At 33.6% G+C, this 18,952-nt stretch carries 14 protein-coding genes; 13 read left to right on the top strand and 1 reads right to left on the bottom strand.

Annotation, left to right across the window (positions count from 1 at the left end; all coding sequences use genetic code 11):
• Window positions 1-77 precede the first annotated feature (77 nt).
• From LBP67_09040 to LBP67_09095, 12 genes are all read left to right on the top strand, one after another.
• Window positions 78-353, top strand: coding sequence for a DUF3098 domain-containing protein (locus tag LBP67_09040; protein ID MDR2085122.1), 276 nt, complete (start codon window positions 78-80; stop codon window positions 351-353).
• Window positions 353-1,135, top strand: coding sequence for an undecaprenyl-diphosphate phosphatase (locus LBP67_09045; protein ID MDR2085123.1), 783 nt, complete (start codon window positions 353-355; stop codon window positions 1,133-1,135). The genes LBP67_09040 and LBP67_09045 overlap by 1 nt, the downstream gene beginning before the upstream one ends.
• Before the next feature lie 4 nt (window positions 1,136-1,139).
• Window positions 1,140-1,847 carry a tRNA pseudouridine(55) synthase TruB gene (gene truB, locus LBP67_09050; GenBank protein MDR2085124.1) on the top strand — a complete coding sequence of 236 codons (708 nt, stop codon included), beginning with the start codon at window positions 1,140-1,142 and terminating at the stop codon, window positions 1,845-1,847.
• Between the two features lie 134 nt (window positions 1,848-1,981).
• Window positions 1,982-3,037, top strand: coding sequence for a tRNA preQ1(34) S-adenosylmethionine ribosyltransferase-isomerase QueA (gene queA / locus LBP67_09055; protein MDR2085125.1), 1,056 nt, complete (start codon window positions 1,982-1,984; stop codon window positions 3,035-3,037).
• 32 nt (window positions 3,038-3,069) lie between these two features.
• Window positions 3,070-4,467 carry an adenosylhomocysteinase gene (ahcY, locus tag LBP67_09060; GenBank protein ID MDR2085126.1) on the top strand — a complete coding sequence of 466 codons (1,398 nt, stop codon included), beginning with the start codon at window positions 3,070-3,072 and terminating at the stop codon, window positions 4,465-4,467.
• 162 nt (window positions 4,468-4,629) lie between these two features.
• Complete coding sequence (locus LBP67_09065) at window positions 4,630-4,947, top strand: hypothetical protein (GenBank protein MDR2085127.1); 318 nt, start codon at window positions 4,630-4,632, stop codon at window positions 4,945-4,947.
• Between the two features lie 3 nt (window positions 4,948-4,950).
• A complete protein-coding gene (locus tag LBP67_09070; GenBank protein MDR2085128.1) occupies window positions 4,951-5,376 on the top strand; it encodes a hypothetical protein in 426 nt (141 codons plus the stop codon).
• A gap of 101 nt (window positions 5,377-5,477) precedes the next feature.
• Complete coding sequence (locus LBP67_09075; GenBank protein MDR2085129.1) at window positions 5,478-9,215, top strand: TonB-dependent receptor; 3,738 nt, start codon at window positions 5,478-5,480, stop codon at window positions 9,213-9,215.
• A 36-nt stretch (window positions 9,216-9,251) separates the two neighbouring features.
• Window positions 9,252-13,844, top strand: coding sequence for a T9SS type A sorting domain-containing protein (locus LBP67_09080; GenBank protein MDR2085130.1), 4,593 nt, complete (start codon window positions 9,252-9,254; stop codon window positions 13,842-13,844).
• Between the two features lie 32 nt (window positions 13,845-13,876).
• Window positions 13,877-14,932 (top strand): PorV/PorQ family protein, encoded by a 1,056-nt coding sequence (locus LBP67_09085; protein MDR2085131.1) that lies wholly within the window; start codon window positions 13,877-13,879, stop codon window positions 14,930-14,932.
• Window positions 14,933-15,018: 86 nt separating this feature from the next.
• Entirely contained in the window at window positions 15,019-15,495 is a 477-nt protein-coding gene (greA, locus tag LBP67_09090) for a transcription elongation factor GreA (GenBank protein ID MDR2085132.1), read from the top strand.
• 2 nt (window positions 15,496-15,497) lie between these two features.
• Window positions 15,498-15,890: an HIT family protein gene (locus tag LBP67_09095; GenBank protein MDR2085133.1), complete on the top strand. Its 393-nt coding sequence runs from the start codon at window positions 15,498-15,500 to the stop codon at window positions 15,888-15,890.
• 27 nt (window positions 15,891-15,917) lie between these two features.
• Here the strand turns inward: LBP67_09095 and LBP67_09100 are convergent, their stop codons facing one another.
• Window positions 15,918-17,828, bottom strand: coding sequence for an amidophosphoribosyltransferase (locus tag LBP67_09100; protein ID MDR2085134.1), 1,911 nt, complete (start codon window positions 17,826-17,828; stop codon window positions 15,918-15,920).
• Between the two features lie 213 nt (window positions 17,829-18,041).
• Here LBP67_09100 and LBP67_09105 point away from each other — a divergent pair, with 213 nt between their 5' ends.
• On the top strand, window positions 18,042-18,923 hold the full coding sequence (locus LBP67_09105; protein ID MDR2085135.1) for an NAD kinase: 882 nt from the start codon (window positions 18,042-18,044) through the stop codon (window positions 18,921-18,923).
• Window positions 18,924-18,952: the final 29 nt, after the last annotated feature.

The following is an 18,952-nucleotide window of genomic DNA, read 5'->3' on the forward strand; positions in this document are numbered from 1 at the left end:
ATAGTAATCACGTGTTTGTTACACTTGGTTTATTTGAACGAATCAATTTGACATCAATGAATTAAACATATTTTTATATGAAAAAACCAAAAGAAACTAAGAAAGAAATAACTCAAGAACCCGAAAAAAAGGTTATTTTTCAAAAGATGAATTATATATTATTTTTTGTCGGATTAGCAGTAATAATATTAGGATTTCTTCTTATGATTGGGGGCGGTTCGGACAATCCTGATGTTTTTAATGAAAAAATGTTCGGCTTTCAGCGGTTAACACTCGCACCAATATTATTAATACTGGGTTTTGCAATTGAATTTTTTGCAATATTTTATAAACCGAAAAAGAAAAATAATTAATGACCTGGTTTGAAGCACTAATTTTAGGTCTTATTCAAGGTCTTACGGAATTTTTGCCTGTCAGTAGCTCAGGTCATCTTGAACTTGCAAAGGCAGTTTTCGGTATCGAAACAGAAGGCGGGCTAATGTTTACGGTGGTTGTACATGCTGCTACGGTTTTAAGTACATTGATTGTTTTTAGAAAAGATATTGCCGATTTGTTTATCGGCTTTTTTTCGAAAGGACATATAGAAGAAAAAAACTATGTGTTTAAATTGCTTATTTCTATGATACCCGTTGGGTTGGTAGCTCTCTTTTTTAAAGATGAAATATCAAGCTTATTTAATGGAAATATTGTATTTGTAGGTAGTATGCTCATAATTACGGCATTGCTTTTAACATTAAGTTATTTTAAACGACACGGCACAAGAAGTATAGGTTGGCTCGACTCAATAATTATAGGCTTGGCTCAAGCGGTTGCGGTACTCCCGGGAATATCCCGCTCTGGAGCGACAATTGCAACGGGAATGATTATCGGTAACAAACCTTCCGAACTTGCAAAATTTTCATTTCTTATGGTTATAATACCAATCCTTGGTGAAACTTTTCTTGATATTATCAGCGGCGACCTTTTGGCAAGTTCAATAGGAATTATACCTCTTGTAATAGGTTTTGTCTCTGCATTTTTATCAGGATTTTTCGCGTGTAAAGTAATGATTAATATAGTAAAGAAAGGTAAACTTATTTGGTTTGCCGTGTATTGCCTTATCATTGGCTTGATTGCAATTTTTATAGGAATATAATTAAATGAGTTATAATTTTTTAGAAGGCGAAACGCTTTTATTCGATAAACCTTACGGTTGGACTTCCTTTGATGTGGTTAACAAAGTAAAGGTTTTTCTTAAATACTATTGTCATAATCCGAAAATAAAAGTAGGTCATGCGGGAACTTTAGATCCGCTTGCAACGGGCCTGGTAATTGTTTGTACCGGGAAAAAAACAAAGGAAATAGATTTGATTCAGGCTTACGAGAAAGATTATGAAGGAATTATTATAATCGGAGCAACGCGCCCTTCGTTTGATAAAGAAACAGAAATAGATCAAACATTTGATTATTCACATATTACAGAACAAGATATCTATAGTACGGCTGAAAAATTTATCGGAAAACAACAACAAATTCCTCCGATATATTCTGCTGTTAAAATAAATGGTGTTAGAGCTTACGAACATGCCAGAAAGAAAAATTTTGAAATAGAAAAAAAAATACAAGCCAAAGATATAGAGATATTTGATTTTGAAATAACAAAAATAAACTTACCTAAAGTGCATTTCAAAATAAAATGTAGTAAAGGTACATATATCAGGGCAATTGCAAGAGATTTCGGAAATATTCTCGCTTGCGGCGCTTATCTCGAAGAATTACGTCGTACGGCAATAGGAAATTTCCGGGTTGAAGATGCTATGGATGTAGAATCATTTCGAGAAATAATTCTATCAAATACAGATAGTTAGAAAAAAAGACTTGACAAAACTTTCGTTTTATATTATCTTTGCAAGCTTCGTTTGATTATACAAATGTGCAAAGAATAAATCTTAAATTTGTATATATCTAAAATAATTAAAAAACGATTAAAATAATATTTCGAATGAAATTATCTCAATTTAAATTTAATCTTCCCGACGAACTGATTGCTTTAGAACCTTCTACTTATAGAGATGAAGCAAGATTAATGGTCGTCGATAGGAAAGCAAAAACTATTGAACACAAAATGTTTAAGGATATCCTTAAACATTTTGAAGATGGAGATCTTATGATTTTAAATAACTCCAAGGTTTTTCCCGCCTTGCTCTACGGTGAAAAAGAAAAAACGGGAGCAAGAATAAAAGTTTTGCTGCTTAGAGAATTAAACAAAGAAACTCGCTTGTGGGATGTTATTGTTGACCCTGCTAGAAAAATTCGTATCGGAAATAAATTATATTTCGGAGATAATGATGAATTAGTTGCGGAAGTTATTGATAATACAACCTCACGAGGAAGAACAATTCGTTTCTTGTTCGAAATGCCTTATGAACAGTTTAAAAGTATTATATACCAATATGGAAATACTCCGTTACCCGATCTTTTGCAAAAGAAAAGGGATATTAAGGAAGAAGATGAAGAATGGTTTCAAACCGTTTATGCTAAAAATGTAGGCTCTGTTGCCGCTCCTTTTGCAGGATTGCATTTTTCGAGAGAACTTCTAAAGCGTTTGGAAATTATTGGAGTTGATTTTGCTGAGGTTACTTTACATACAGGTCTCGGTAATTTCAGAAGTATTGATGTGGAAGATCTTACAAAACATAAAACGGATTCTGAAGAAATGGTTGTTGATGAAACTGTTGTACAGAAAGTTAATAGAGCTAAAGATGAAAAAAGAAATATTTGTGCTGTAGGAACAACATCAATGAAAGCTTTAGAAACGGCAACAACGCTTTCGGGAAAAATAAAAGCATATAGCGGGTGGACTAATAAATTTATTTTTCCGCCGTATGATTTCACTGTTGCAAACAGAATGATTACCAATTTCCATATGCCGATGTCTCCAATGTTAATGATGACTGCTGCTTTTGGCGGCTATGACCTTATTATGGAGGCTTATAAAATAGCTATTGAAGAGAAATATAAATTTTTTGCATACGGAGATGCAATGTTTATTAAATAAGAACGTTAAATATAAAGTAATAAAAATAAAATATGGTAGATTATAAAATTAAAGATATAAATCTTGCGGATAGCGGCAGAAAAGCAATTGAAATGGCTGAAAAAGAAATGCCTGGATTGATGGCATTGAGAAAAGAATATTCAACTTCAAAACCATTGCGCGGCGCAAGAATAATGGGCTCGCTACACATGACAATTGAAACTGCAGTCTTAATTGAAACACTTAAAGAACTCGGAGCCGATTTAAGATGGGCGAGTTGTAATATTTTTTCGACGCAAGATCATGCTGCTGCAGCAATTGCAAAAGCCGGCATCCCTGTATTTGCTTGGAAAGGTGAAACTTTGGAAGAATATTGGAAATGTACATTAGAAGCATTATCTTTTCCTGATGGTAAAGGTCCGAACATTATCGTTGATGATGGCGGTGATGCTACACTATTAATACATTGGGGATATAAACTCGAAGAAGATAAAGGTAAGTTTGCAGAAAATAATCTTAATAAAGAAGAAAAAATTATTGTTTCTCTATTAAAAGAAACATATAAAAACAATCCGACGAAATGGCATGATTTAGTGAAAGAAATGAAGGGTGTTTCCGAAGAAACAACTACCGGCGTTCATAGATTATATAAAATGTTTGAAGAAAAAACCTTGCTTTTCCCGGCTATTAATGTTAATGATTCCGTTACAAAATCAAAGTTCGATAATTTGTATGGCTGCCGCGAATCCCTTGCGGATGGTATTAAAAGAGCTACGGATGTTATGATTGCGGGAAAAGTTGTAGTTGTTCTTGGCTATGGCGATGTAGGTAAAGGTTGCGCAAAATCTATGAGATCTTACGGTGCAAGAGTAATTATTACGGAAATAGATCCTATTTGTGCTTTACAAGCATCGATGGAAGGCTTTGAAGTTACTACTGTTGAAGAAGCGGTTAAAGAAGGAAATATATTTGTAACTGCTACGGGAAACAAAGATGTTATCACTTTCGAAACAATGTCTAAAATGAAAGATCAGGCTATTGTTTGTAATATTGGTCATTTTGACAACGAAATACAAGTTGACGCGTTGGAAAATGCTTCTGATGTTAAAAGAATCAATATTAAACCTCAAGTTGATAAATATACTTTTGCAGACGGACATTCAATATATTTGCTGGCTGAAGGCAGATTGGTAAATTTAGGTTGCGCTACCGGACATCCCTCTTTCGTTATGAGCAATTCATTTACAAATCAAACTTTGGCACAAATAGAATTATGGACGAAGCCTCATGAACTTGGTGTTTATCGTTTACCCAAAATTCTTGATGAAGAAGTTGCAAGATTACACATAGGGCAGCTTGGCGTTAAACTTACAAAACTAACCAAGGAGCAAGCAGATTATATTGGCGTTCCTGTTAACGGTCCATATAAACCTGAACATTATAAATATTAAAACATGCAGTCGAACATGCAGTCGAAATTAAAAATAGTTGCAATAATTTGTTTTTTGATATTTTCATTTAGTAAATGTATTACTTATAATGTAAATTTTCCCTTTGTTTCCTTTGAAAGAACATATGATTTGTATTTGTCTTCAAATGCAGATCTATATTCGATGAGCGGTTCAATTATTGATACAACTGTTGGAGCGGGATATAAGGGAATCATAGTATTTCGTAGAGCCTCTGATGGTTATCCCGATGATTTTATTTGTTTTGATAGAGCCTGTACTAGTGATGGATGCAACTATTATAATAAAATTGAATTAGGCCGTTTTGATATTTTTGCAAAATGCCCTGTTTGTGGTACTCAATATGATTTATTAAGTTACGGATGGCCAACAACCTCTAATGCAGAGGGAAATAAAAGCAATCCGTTACAACAATATAGTACATATTTTAGTGGAAGACATGTAGTAGTTGAAAATAAATAAGTTATGGAAGAATGGATTTATTTGGCTTTAGGCTTTGCTTGGATAGTTTTATCGGCAGTATTAAGTAATAAAAAGAAGAATTCGGATAAAGCTTCTACAACAAATAATAAAGAAATAACAAAATCTTTTAAAGAAGAAATAAAAAGTGTTTTTAGTGATTCGGAAGATATTTTTTATAAACCGGAATTTTTAGAAGAAAAAAACATCAATAAAACTACCCCCTCAAGGACAAAAATTGCACCTCAAACAGAGAAATTATCCTCTCCAAATGTTAAAATTTTGCCTTCGGAAAAAATTTTAACAAAAAAAATACAAAATGAAATTTCTCAAAATTCATTTGATAATCAAAATGTTGAAGAAGATAATCATTTTAATTTGAGGCAAGCAATAATTTTTTCCGAAATTTTACGCACTCCATATATAGATTAATTTTAAAAATTAGTTAAATTTGCAGGCAATAGTGTTTTCGATAAAACACTCGTGTGAATTATGTAATTTTTGAAAAATAAATAATAATAAAACTATATGGTATGTTAAAAAGATTACTTTTTTCAGTAGGATTTTCACTTGCTTTTAGTATCGGGCTATTTGCTCAATTTGGTACTTTGCAAGGTGTTATCAAAGACAAAACAACAAACGAACCAATACCTTTAGCTAATGTTGTAGCCCAAGTTAGTGGTCTTCAAAAAGGCGGTGCTGCTACCGATTTTGACGGGTTATTTTCCATTAAACCTCTCGAAGCCGGTACTTATGATGTTGTTGTTTCTGCAATTGGCTATCATAAATTTACTATGACGAATGTTCGGGTTATTGCGGACAGAATTGAAATTCTTCGCGATATTCAACTTACACCGGAAACAGTAGATATCGGTGTCTTTGAAGTTGTTGAATATGAAGTTCCTCTTATCCAAAAGGATAAAACTACAGTGGGAGGAACAATGACTTCTGAGGAAATCGATAAAATGCCCGAAAAATCAATTGCTGCTGTTGCAACAACAGTTGGAGGGGTATTCTCTCGTGACGGTGAAGTTGGTAGTATTCGTGGTCAACGTTCGGAAGGTACGGTTTATTACATTGACGGTATTAGGGTTACAGGCTCTACTTCATTACCTCAATCTGCCTATGACCAAATTTCCGTTATTCTCGGTGGTGTTCCTGCACAGTATGGTGACGTAACTGGTGGTGTTGTTTCTATTACAACAAAAGGCCCAAGTCGTGACTTTAGTATGGGTGTTGAATATCAAACTTCGGGTTTTGGAGAAAAGAAAGGTTTGGATGCTTATGGATACAATAGAGTTGGGATCAACTTAACAGGTCCGCTAATCAAAAGTAAAAACCCAAATGATCCTTCCTCAATTTTAGGTTATTTTTTATCTGCTGAAGCAACATATCAGTTTGACGGTGCACGTAAAATGAATGGTATTTGGACTGCAACTGATGAATATCTTGATTATTTGTTGACTAACCCGTTAAGGGTTAATGATGCAGGTACAGGAACTTGGACTAATGCAAGTTTTGTTACCGAAGATGATCTTTATTTTAGAAAATCTACTGTAAATACACCTGCAATAAATGTTGCTGCTTCCGGAAAAATAGATATTAAAACAACTCAGAATATGAACTTATCTATCGGGGGTAATTATAGTTATTATAACTATAGAGGTTATAATTATGCTTCAAGTATGTTTAACCATTTTAATAACTCTCAAAATATAGGCCAAACCTGGCGTGTGTACGGTCGTTTATATCATAAATTTAATACGGGAGAAGATGCAGTTCTTCAAAACGTATTCTATACTTTACAATTCGATTATACACGAGTTACAGCTGTTTCTCAGGATGCAACACATAAAGACAATTTGTTTGATTACGGTTATATAGGCCAATACCAAAGAAGTAGATACAAACAATATGCTGAAAATTCAACTATAACAGTTAATGTTGATGGAGAAGACAAAACTTTATCAGGAGTAAGAGTTTTTACTGGTTATGTTGACTCTTTAGTTACATTTAATAGAGGTGAGGCAAATCCGTATTTAGCTAATTATATGGATCAATATTACAGTTTATTTACAAATTCTACAGGACATTATTCAAATATTGATGAAATTATATCTGGCGGAGGCTTCCTTAACGGAACAGGTCCATCATCTATTTACTCTTTATTTACTGCACCAGGTACACTTCAAAGCAATTATTCCGAAACATTTAATCAACAATATGGGATTTCTTTCAGATTAAATGCAGACATCAAAAAGCATGCTTTGCAATTAGGAGTTCAATATGAACAAAGAATAAACTCATCTTATGGTGTTAATGCTCAGAATTTATGGCAATATATGCGCCAGTATGCAAACACTCATATTTCAGAGTTAGACCTTGAAAATCCTATTTTATTATATGACGGTGACGTGTTTTTGGGACAAGTAGATTATAATTATATTTATAATGCAAATGCACAATATAAAATAGATAAAAGCTTAAGGAGTTTATTAGGTCTAAGTGTTGATGGTACTGAATGGATAGATACAGATTCTTATGACCCTATTAATAATACTATTAATTATTACGATAATAGCGGTAATTATATTACAGGAAACTTGAATGGTGATTTAAGCATTGATATGTTTTCTGCCGATGAACTTTTAGATAATGGACTGGTTACTTATCGCGGCTATGATGCATATGGCAATAGAATAAAAGGAACTCATTCTGTAGATGATTTTTTAACAAAAAAAGATGACTCTGAAGAATACTATACCAGACCGATTGGAGCTTCAAGACCTAATTACCTGGCATTTTATCTTCAAGATGTATTCTCTTTCAGAGACCTTATATTTAATATTGGTGTTCGTGTAGACAGATATGACGCTAACCAATCAGTATTAAAAGATCCGTATCTCCTTTTTGATGCATATACTGTAGCAGATTTAAAAGCAAATAATACTCAATTCGGAATTCCTGATAATATGGGAGATGATTATGTTGTATATGTTGATAACATGAATGATGTAAACGAAATAATGGGTTATCGTTACGGAAATACTTGGTATGATGCCAATGGTATTTATATTACCGACCCGGAAACGGTATTAAATGCGGGTAATGGTATTTCACCGTATTTAAAAGATCCGTCTAATACATCAACTATTGAAGGAAAAATGTTTACAGACTATAAACCACAATGGAATGTAATGCCTAGAATATCTTTCTCCTTCCCAATATCTGATGAGGCTCTTTTCTTTGCTCACTACGACATTCTAACACAAAGACCGACATCTTATGCAACTTTAGATATTTCTGACTATTATTATATGCCTAGTAAAGGTTCGGGTACTACACCAATTAATAACCCTAACTTAAAACCTGAAACTACAATAGAATATGAAATAGGTTTCCAACAAAGATTAACTCAATCTTCTGCTTTAATTATTTCGGCTTTCTATCGTGAATTGCGTGATCAAATACAAATATACCGTTATACGGGTGCTTATCCAAGAACATATTATTCTTTCGAAAATCTTGATTTTGGTACTATTAAAGGGTTAACGGTTTCTTATGACCTTAGAAGAACAAAAAATATCAGAATTAAAGCTTCTTATACCTTACAATTTGCTAATGGTACCGGTTCTGATCCAACAGCAACCCAATCTATTGTAACATCAGGTCAACCTAATTTACGTACTTTAACCCCAACTAACGATGACCAAAGACATAGAATTACATTAAATGTTGATTATCGTTTTGGCGAAGGAAAAAGATACAATGGTCCTAAAACGGTTAGAACTAATAAAAAAGGAGAAGAAAAAACTATTAATTGGTTACAAAATACAGGTGTGAATATCGTTTTCCAAGGTGGAACAGGTACTCCTTTTACAAAAGCTAAATATTCTTACTCTTTGGTTGACGGTAGCAGAATTATTGACGGTTCAATTAACGGTTCTCGTATGCCTGCTTTCTTTAGATGTGATTTGCGCCTCGATAGAGACTTTAACATCACTTCTAAAAAAGATGCTAAAACACAACATTATTTGAATGTTTATTTACAAGTATTAAATGTGTTTAATTCAGCTAATGTTCTCAGCGTATATTCATATACAGGTAATGCAGACAGTGATGGATATTTGAGTGATCCTCAATTCCAATCTCTTATACAACAACAATTAAACGAAGCATCTTATAGATTACTTTACTCAATTAGGGCTAATGATCCAAGTAACTATTCTGGTCCAAGAGTTATCAGATTAGGTGTAAGCTATAATTTTTAACGATTAATTATTCTTGAAATGAAAAATTATATAACTATGAAAAATATATTAAGTTTATTATTATCAATTGTTTTGTGCTTTTGCCTGACTTTTGAGGCTTTTGCTGAGAAAGAGAGAGGATCCGGCGCAAAATCATCTGCTCAAATTAAATCTAATTCGGCGGGTTGTGCTCCTGGTGCCGGCTATAAAATGTTACAAGTTAATAATGTAAGTTGTCGTATAAATACAGGTGGTGATATGTGGTGGAATTTTGAAACTGCTATGTATGAAATCCCAAAAGGTTCTAATAAAACCAGTATGTTTGCTGCCGGGTTATGGATTGGTGGTGTTGATGACAATGAGCAATTAAAACTTGCTGCAATCCGATTCAGACAAGGACCGAGATCTCTTAGATTCCCTGGTGGTAATGACTATTGGCCGGGTCCGTTATCAACCGATAATAAAGCCGATATTAGTGCAAGTATGTGTTTGGAATATGATAAGTTATTCTCTATGTCACGTGACATGGTTAATGAATTTCTTTCTAACTGTGATCCCGAAACAGGAATTTATGATCCTTCTATTGATCCTGAATATTCTATTCCTGCCGATATTACAAATTGGCCGGCTCATGGAGATGTTACAGAACCAAATTTCCACAGTTTTTATTTGGCTCCATTTTTTGATAATGATGGAGATGGTGTTTATAATCCACTTATGGGAGATTATCCATATTACGATTTAAATAATGATTTATGTCCTACAAATTATGCAGGAGATCCGAATTATAAACCTGAAGTAACTATGGAAGAAAGATTAGGTCATGGAGGACTTTCTAATACTAATCAAATATTTAATAGTGTTCTTGTCGATCAAGTTATTAAAGGTGATGAAACTCTTTGGTGGGTGTTTAATGATAAGGGTAATATTCATAGCGAAACTTTCGGTCAACCTATCGGTTTCGAAATTAGAGCTCAAGCCTTTGGCTTTTCTTCTAATGACGAAATTAATAATATGACCTTCTATAGCTATGAGATTATTAACCGCTCAACTTATACATTAAATGAAACTTATTTCAGTCAATGGGTTGATACGGACTTAGGATATGCAAAAGATGACTATGTAGGTTGTGACGTACTAAGAGGTCTTGGTTATGCTTATAACGGAAAAGATGTTGATGGTTCCGGACAATATAATGCATACGGAAGTCAACCTCCCGCAATTGGTGTCGATTTTTTCCAAGGTCCTTATTTAGATCCCGATGGTTATGATAATCCGGGATTTTATGGAGACAGACTTTTAGGTCCTTCATATAATCTTACTAATACTGCAAACGCAAATTTAAATTGTAATATAGTTTCACAAGACGGTTTTCTTATAGATTTTACTTACGGAGAATCTTCCGAACATAGTGGTAGATTCTTGGTAAATTCTGCAGCTATTAATGGTATCAATTTCGGTAATGGTATCGTTGATGATGAACGTTATGGTATGCGCAGATTTGTTTACCATAATAATGCTGATGGTTATATGGGAGATCCGGATATGGCTATTGACTATTATAACTTCTTAAGAGGTATCTGGAAAGATAATACCAAAATGAAATATGGGGGTAATGCTCACTCTAGCTCTGGTGCAGAAGATATTGAAACAGATTTTATGTTTCCGGGAGACTCCGATCCTTGTTTATGGGGAACAAAAGGTATTCCTCCTGCTAATGTTTATTGGACAGAACAAACCGCTGGTAACCAACCTGAAGATAGAAGGTTTATGCAATCTGCAGGTCCTTTTACACTTAAACCGGGTCAGGTTAACTATATTACTGTCGGTATTCCTTGGGCAAGGGCTACATCGGGCGGTCCATGGGCTTCTGTTGAGTTGTTAAGAAAAGTTGATGATAAATGTCAAGCTTTATTTGATAATTGCTTCGCTGTTACTAATGGTCCTAATGCTCCTGATTTAACTATTCGCGAACTTGAAAACTCTCTTGTGTTCTATTTAACTAATAGGAGAACCAATGACTCAGGTAATAACTTTGGTGAAAGTTATATTGAAGTTGACCCGTATCTTGCTACACTTCCTCCTTATGAAGAATATGATTCGACAGGTAATGTTATTTCAACAATATATATGGATTCGGCTTATAGATTTGAAGGATATATAGTTTATCAACTAATAGATGCCGAAGCTTCTATTGCTGATATTGGAGATCAATCTAAAATTAGAGAAGTGTTCCAATGCGATATTAAGAATAGTGTAACTAAGCTTGTTAATTATGATTATGATTCTTACTTAGACGCTAATGTTCCTACGGCGAAAGTTAATGGTTCTAACGAAGGTATTACCCATTCTTTTGTTCTTACAAAAGATGCTTTTACTGAAGGTACATTAGTTAATCATAAAAGTTATTATTTTACTGTTGTTGCTTACGGTTACAATGAATATATGAAATATTCAGATCAAGCTGATCAATGGATAAGTGGAGTATGTGGTATAGACGGACAAAAGACTCCGTTCCTTTCGGGAAGAAAGAATATTAAAACTTATGAAGCCATACCTCATATACCTATTGGCGGTGTTAGAGCAAATTCAACCTATGGAGAACAACCGGCTATTACCCGTGTTCAAGGCCGTGGTAATGGAGGTTTTGTTCTTATGATTGAAGATAGCTCAATAGATGAAATTTTATCTAAAGATCCAATCAAGTATGAATTAGATGAAAATAATCAGCTATCTGTTTCTACATTATTTTTCCCGCCAAGTGATTACATTGATAGAATTTCTCATCTAACAAACTTAGGTGATGAAGATTATCCTATTGCTTATGACTTAAACTATAAGAAAAATTATGCTCCTCTCGCTATTAAAGTAATTGATCCGTTAAATGTTATTCCTGGAGAATTCGAATTAAGATTTGAAGAGATGGAATATGTTGTATTAAATAATGTTAGTGGAGACACAAGAGGCGCGGATACTGCCGGAAAATGGGTTAACGGTTGGGTATTAACAGACCTGAAATCGGGACAATCTTATAGATCAGACACAACTACAGTATTCCAGAACGAACAATTGTTTTTTGATTTCGGACTATCCATAATGTTAGAACAAACCTATTATTCCAGACCTTATGATGTAGGCGTATTTATGGACGGAACTGAGCAAAAGAAGACAAGATCAATATTGGCTCCAAACAATGGTTTATTATTCTCTGAAATTGTATATGCTGATAGTTTAAAAAAATGGTTAACAGGGATTCAAGACTTTGATGAAAGCGGTCCTTATAACTGGATTCGCTCCGGTGAAAGTGTTGATTCTGGAAATCCTTCTGATAATGACTGGAACTTGTCTATAAGTGGAGGTACACCAAGTGGTACGGCTTATGACCCTCAAGGTATTTATGAGAATGTTGCCGGTAAATGGTGGGCTCCTTATTATCTTGCTAGTCACAAAGACCAACATGTTGTTGCTCCAGCTTATACCCCTGCTTCTAAAAGCACTTTTAATAGCACATCTTTGTATAGTGTTGATATAGTATTCACTTCTGATAAATCAAAATGGACAAGATGTCCTGTTGTGGAAATGTGTCCTGATAAAACATTATCGGAAGGAAATCAAGATAAATATTTTGTAAGAAAATCTTTATCAGTTGATAAAGACGGTAATAAAGCTGACCCAAGTAAAGGAAGTGTTTTTAACGATCCTGAATCACCAAATTATATTAGTGCAACCGGTATGGGTTGGTTCCCTGGTTATGCTATTAATGTTGAAACAGGGGAAAGATTAAATATGATGTTTGGTGAAGATTCATGGTTGGTTGGTGAAAATGGTAGAGACATGAAGTGGAATCCAACTCCAAATATTGTTCTTAATATGTACTATCCGCCTGAATATTATACTAATCCGCCATCATCGGCATTGCTCTTTGGAGGAAAACATTATATCTATGTTTTTGGTGCTAACAAAAAAACCAGAACCGGTACAGGTATGGAAATATTTGATAGCCCTGCATATGATGCTGGTACCTGGGCTCACTTCAACTTGAGCAGTACAAATTTCCCAACAGATAGACTTAATGCTGTTTATGGAAACGTTATGTGGGTTGGTATTCCTCTAATTTCAAGTCAATATTACTCTGAAGATCAAGCATACCTTGATAATCAGGCTACTGTTAGAATTCGTATCAACAGACCTTATGAAAGATATTTTTCCGGAACTAATATAATAGACACTATTATGGTTCCAAGTAAATCAAATAATTATTTCTATCCTACTTATAGATTCTCTACAGGTGATATTGCAGCGGAAACAGATGTTCAAGCACTAAAAGAATCAGAACTTGAGATTATAAGAGTTGTTCCTAATCCATATTACGGTTTATCTGATTATGATGCTAACCAATTGGAAAATAATATTAAGATTATTAATCTACCGCATACTTGTACAATAACAATCTACAATGCCGGCGGTCAATTCATTCGCCAATTCACTAAATCTAGTGAACAAACATATCAAGTTTGGGATTTGAAAAACTCTAAAAACATTCCAATTGCAAGTGGTATGTATCTCATCCATGTTAATGCTCCGGGTATCGGAGAGAGAACTGTTAAATGGTTTGGTCAATTACGTCCTGTAGACTTAAATACCTTCTAATATCATAATGTTTATAATATTAAAAACTATAAATGATGAAAAAATTATATAGAAAATATTTATCAGCTTTCATTGCAATCATGTTAATCAGTCCTGCCATGCTTTTTGCTGGAAATAAGGACCGTACCGGGGAAGCTGGCGCATCCGAAATATTAATTAACCCTTGGGGAGCAAGCTCCGGATGGGGTAACTGTAATACTGCTTCGGTACGCGGTATTGAAGGTACTTTTATGAATATTGCAGGAACAGCCTTTACAAAAGGTACGGATGTAAAATTCTCTTATACCTTTTATGTAGGTCAAATTAACTTATTAACTGCGGGGCTCAGCCAGCAAGTTGGTAAAACAGGCGTTCTCAGTATATATATATCTAATATGGCTTTCGGAGAAATTCCAATCATACATGCAGATGACCCTGATTTACCAAAAGGAGTTTATTCTCCAAATTCTTTAAATATTGGTCTTGCTTATGCTAAAGTCTTCTCCAATAGTATTTATGGAGGTATTCAAGTTAAACTTATTAACCAAAGCTTATATAACTTATCTGCTACCGGAGTTGCTTTTGACGTCGGTATACAATATGTTACAGGTAAAAAAGATAATTTGAAATTCGGTATTACTCTTAAAAATTGGGGCCCTAACATGAAATTTTCCGGTGACGGACAATCCATTCGTGTTAATGTTTCCGGTAAAGGTGAAAACCAGTTTACTCTTCAAATCAGATCGGCAACTTATGAATTACCTTCTCAATTGTTGATAGGACTGTCTTACGACTTTATTACAGAAACCGAATATAGATTTACTCTCGCAGGTACATTTATTTCTAATGCATTTGCAAAAGATCAAATAGCTCTCGGTTTAGAAATATCTCTTAAAGAATATCTCATCCTTCGTGGCGGATATACTTATGAACAAGGTATTTTTAACTTCGATACAAGAACAACATTGTTCTCAGGTCCAAGTTGCGGTCTAACGGTTAATATTCCTGTTAATAAACAAACTCGTAACGGCTTTGGCTTAGACTATAGTTACAGGTTTACTAATCCTTTCGGAGGCGTACATACAGTTGGCGTAACAGTCGATTTTTAGTAATTAAATTTACATATTAATTCCTTGAAAGAACCCTTAAATCAAGGGTTCTTTCATTTTATTATTTAACCACCAAAAAAATATATATTATGGCAGAAGTGAAATATTTTACAGCTGAAGGTCTGAAAAGATTAAAAGACGAATTACAGTATCTTATTTCTGTTGAAAGACCTGAAATATCACGTAGAATTGCAGAAGCTCGCGATAAAGGTGATCTCTCCGAAAATTCGGAATATGATTCTGCTAAGGATGCTCAAGGTATGCTTGAGATTAAAATTGCCCAAATGCAAGAAACCCTTGGTATGGCTCAAATTATCGATGAAAGTAAATTGGATGGAGATAAAGTCCTTATCCTTAGTAAAGTTACTATTAAAAACCTTACTACACTTAAAGTAATGGAATATACTATAGTTCCTGAAAACGAAGCCAATATGAAAGAAATGAAAATCTCAGTAGCCTCTCCTATTGCTAAGGGGCTTCTCGGAAAATGTATTGGCGAAATTGTAGAAATTAATGTTCCCGTAGGCTTAATCAAATTTGAAATTATTAATATCTGTAGATAATTATGGCTTCAATATTCTCAAAAATAATAACGGGCGATATCCCAAGCTATAAAATAGCTGAAAATGAATATTGCTACGCTTTCTTAGATATAAATCCTCTTACGGAAGGTCATACTCTGGTTGTACCTAAAAAGGAAATTGATTATTTATTTGATGTTGAGGATCCTTTGTATGCTGAGCTATTTTTATTCTCTAAAAAAATAGCAAAAGCTCTTAAGGAAGTTTTTAAATGCGAAAGGGTTGGAATGGCAGTTCTCGGCTTTGATGTTAATCATGCACATATTCATCTTGTGCCGATGAATAAACTTTCCGATCTTGATTTTTCTAAGGAAAAATTAAAATTAAATTCGGAACAATTTCAAGAAATAGCAACAAAAATAATTAATACTCTGTAGAGGAGCAAAAAAAGCTCCTCTACAGAATTAATATGCTCTCATATTTTTTCCTTGATAATAATTTACAAAAGCAAGATTCGACACCCTGTTACCTCCGGGCGTAGGAAAATTACCGGTAAAATACCAATCACCGTGGTTATTTGGGCATGCTTTGTGTAAACTCTCAATGGATTGAAATACTACAGTAACTTTTGCGTTGCAATCTTTAGGCTTGACAATCTGACTTATTTTTGCGGAAATTTCCTCGGTCGTAAACGGTTCGTAAATCTGTTTTACGTAATTAGTTTCCATTAAACTATTATTTTCTTTAGCCCTTATAATATCATTGTAAACTTTTTCAATAATATATTGCATGTTGCGCTCTTTTAATAAAGATATTGCAGCATTAAAGGCAACAAAATCAGATAATTTAGCCATATCTATACCGTAACAATCGGGATATCTTATTTGTGGAGCGGAAGAACCTATTATTATATGTTTAGGACCAAGTCTGTCTAATATTTTAATAATACTTTGCCTTAGAGTCGTTCCCCTTACAATGGAATCGTCCACAATTACTAAGTTATCAATGTCTTCTTTTACAATACCGTAAGTAGTATCATAAACGTGGGCAACAAGATCGTCGCGTTCGGAATCTTCGGTAATAAAAGTTCGCAACTTAATATCTTTTACTGCAACTTTTTCAAAACGGGGATGAAAATCTAAAATCTCTTTCAATTTTTCAGTACAAATCTCTCTTCCTTCGGCACAAATCTGTTCATACTTCAAATTATCGCAATACGAATTTAACTCATCCATTAATCCGTAATAAGCGTCTACAGCCGTATTAGGAATATAAGAAAATATTGTGTTTTTAATGTCGTAATCAATCTTTTCCAGTAAAGTCTTACTCAGATACTTTCCTAATAACTTCCTTTCTCTATAAATATCTTTATCCGTCCCGCGGGAGAAATAAATTCTTTCAAATGAACAAGGAGAAGGATTCACTGCTTCCTTTTCAACAAAATAATCAATAATAACATTTCCGTTATACTTAACAATTAAAGTTTGTCCCGGGAGCAATTCATGAATATCCTCTACTTTAACATTAAAAGTAGTTTGAATTACCGGTCTCTCTGATGCTGCAACAACAACCTCATCATCAATATAATAATAAGCAGGTCTGATACCGGCGGGATCTCTTAGAATGAAAGAATCACCGTGGCCGAACATTCCTCCGATAACATAACCGCCGTCCCATTTCTTTGTTGAACGCTGTAATATAGACAGAATATCAATATTTTCAATAATTAATTTAGTGGCATCAAATTTATTAATACCGTCTTTTTTAAATTGTCTATATAATTTTTCGTTTTCATCATCCAAAAAATGCCCGATTTTTTCAAGAATAGTAACGGTATCCGATGTTCTTTGAGGATATTGACCTATTTCTTCCAAATGAGAAAACAACTCAGGAATGTTTGTTAAATTGAAATTACCGGCTAACACGAGATTTCTCGTTTTCCAGTTATTCTTTCTCATCACAGGATGAAGGTTATGTATATCGTTTTTGCCGTAAGTCCCGTAACGTAAATGTCCCAAATAAGTTTCACCTACGAAAGGTAAAACTTCCTTTAAAATAGTTGTATCTTCTAGATTTTTATTAGAATTTTCCTGTAAAGCATTATTAAGCTGAGAAAAAACTCTCTTAAACAAATCCTTAATAGGAGCCTGGTCATTAGAACGTAATCTGTCAATATATTGAATGCCAGGAGGTAAATCGAATTTAATACAAGCCAAACCAGCCCCATCTTGTCCGCGATTGTGTTGCTTTTCCATTAATAGATGCATCTTGTTAAGAGCATAAAAATAAGTTCCGTACTTATTCTTATAATAATCAATAGGTTTTAATAACCGAATAAATGCAATACCACATTCATGTTTAATAGGTTCACTCATTTTGTGTCTGGTTAAAAATATTTTGCGAAAGTATAAAAAAAAATCCAATCTCTAAAATAATCATAAAAAAGACTAAATCAGCAATATAACTTCATTTTTGTGAATAAAAAGTTGTATTATTGCACTTTAATTTTTAATCTTGAAATAAAAATTAACATTACTTCAAGAAGTTCTATATCTAGAAATTAGAAGTGAAATTGAAAAACTAAATTTATGCAGTTGATAGCCGTATATGGTAAAGAAATTTTAAATGAGAATCTGGGTTTTTTACAAAAAATTGTAGATAGAGTAGAAGCCGAAGGCTATCAGTTAACTTTTTTTTCAGATTTTTATAAAAAAATCTCTGCTTCCATTACCTTTAAAAATGAAGTAAAGACATTTACATCTAATGTTGATCTGAATTCCGGTGTAAAATTTTTATTTTCAATTGGTGGCGACGGAACAATGCTCGAATCTGCAAGAATAACAAAAAATCTGAATATTCCGGTTTTAGGTTTTAACCTCGGAAGAATGGGGTTTCTTTCCATCGTTAAGCAAAACAATATTGATGATGTTTTAGATGAATTATTTAACAATAAATATATTGTTGAAGAAAGAACTTTAGTTAAGTTGGAAGATGAAAATAATTGCTTTAATGGCAATAATTTCGCTTTAAACGAAGTCTGTTTTTTGCGAAAGAACCCGTATTCATTATTAACTATAAAAGTTTGGATTAATGATATTTTTTTAAATAGATATTGGTCAGACGGACTTATTGTCGCAACACCTACAGGTTCAACTGCTTATTCTTTAAGTTGCGGCGGACCAATCCTTGACCCAAAAGTCGATAGCTTTGTACTAAGCCCCATCGCATCACACAATTTAACTGTTAGTCCGATCGTTATTCCTGATGATAGTATTATTAAGGTGTGTGTTGAATGCCGCGATCCGGAATTTTGCGTAAATGTTGATTATGTATCCAAAATCTTTAAAAGCGGTAGCGAGTTTATTGTGAAAAAAAACGATTTCAGATTTAAACTTATTCAACCTTTCAGCATAAACTTCTTTAATACAATTAGAGATAAATTAAATTGGGGAATTGATGTCAGAAATTAAAAAAGATTGTACTTTTGTGGCTTGTAAAA

It is taken from the genome of Bacteroidales bacterium (genome assembly GCA_031276035.1).
Taxonomy (GTDB): Bacteria; Bacteroidota; Bacteroidia; order Bacteroidales; family BM520; genus RGIG7150.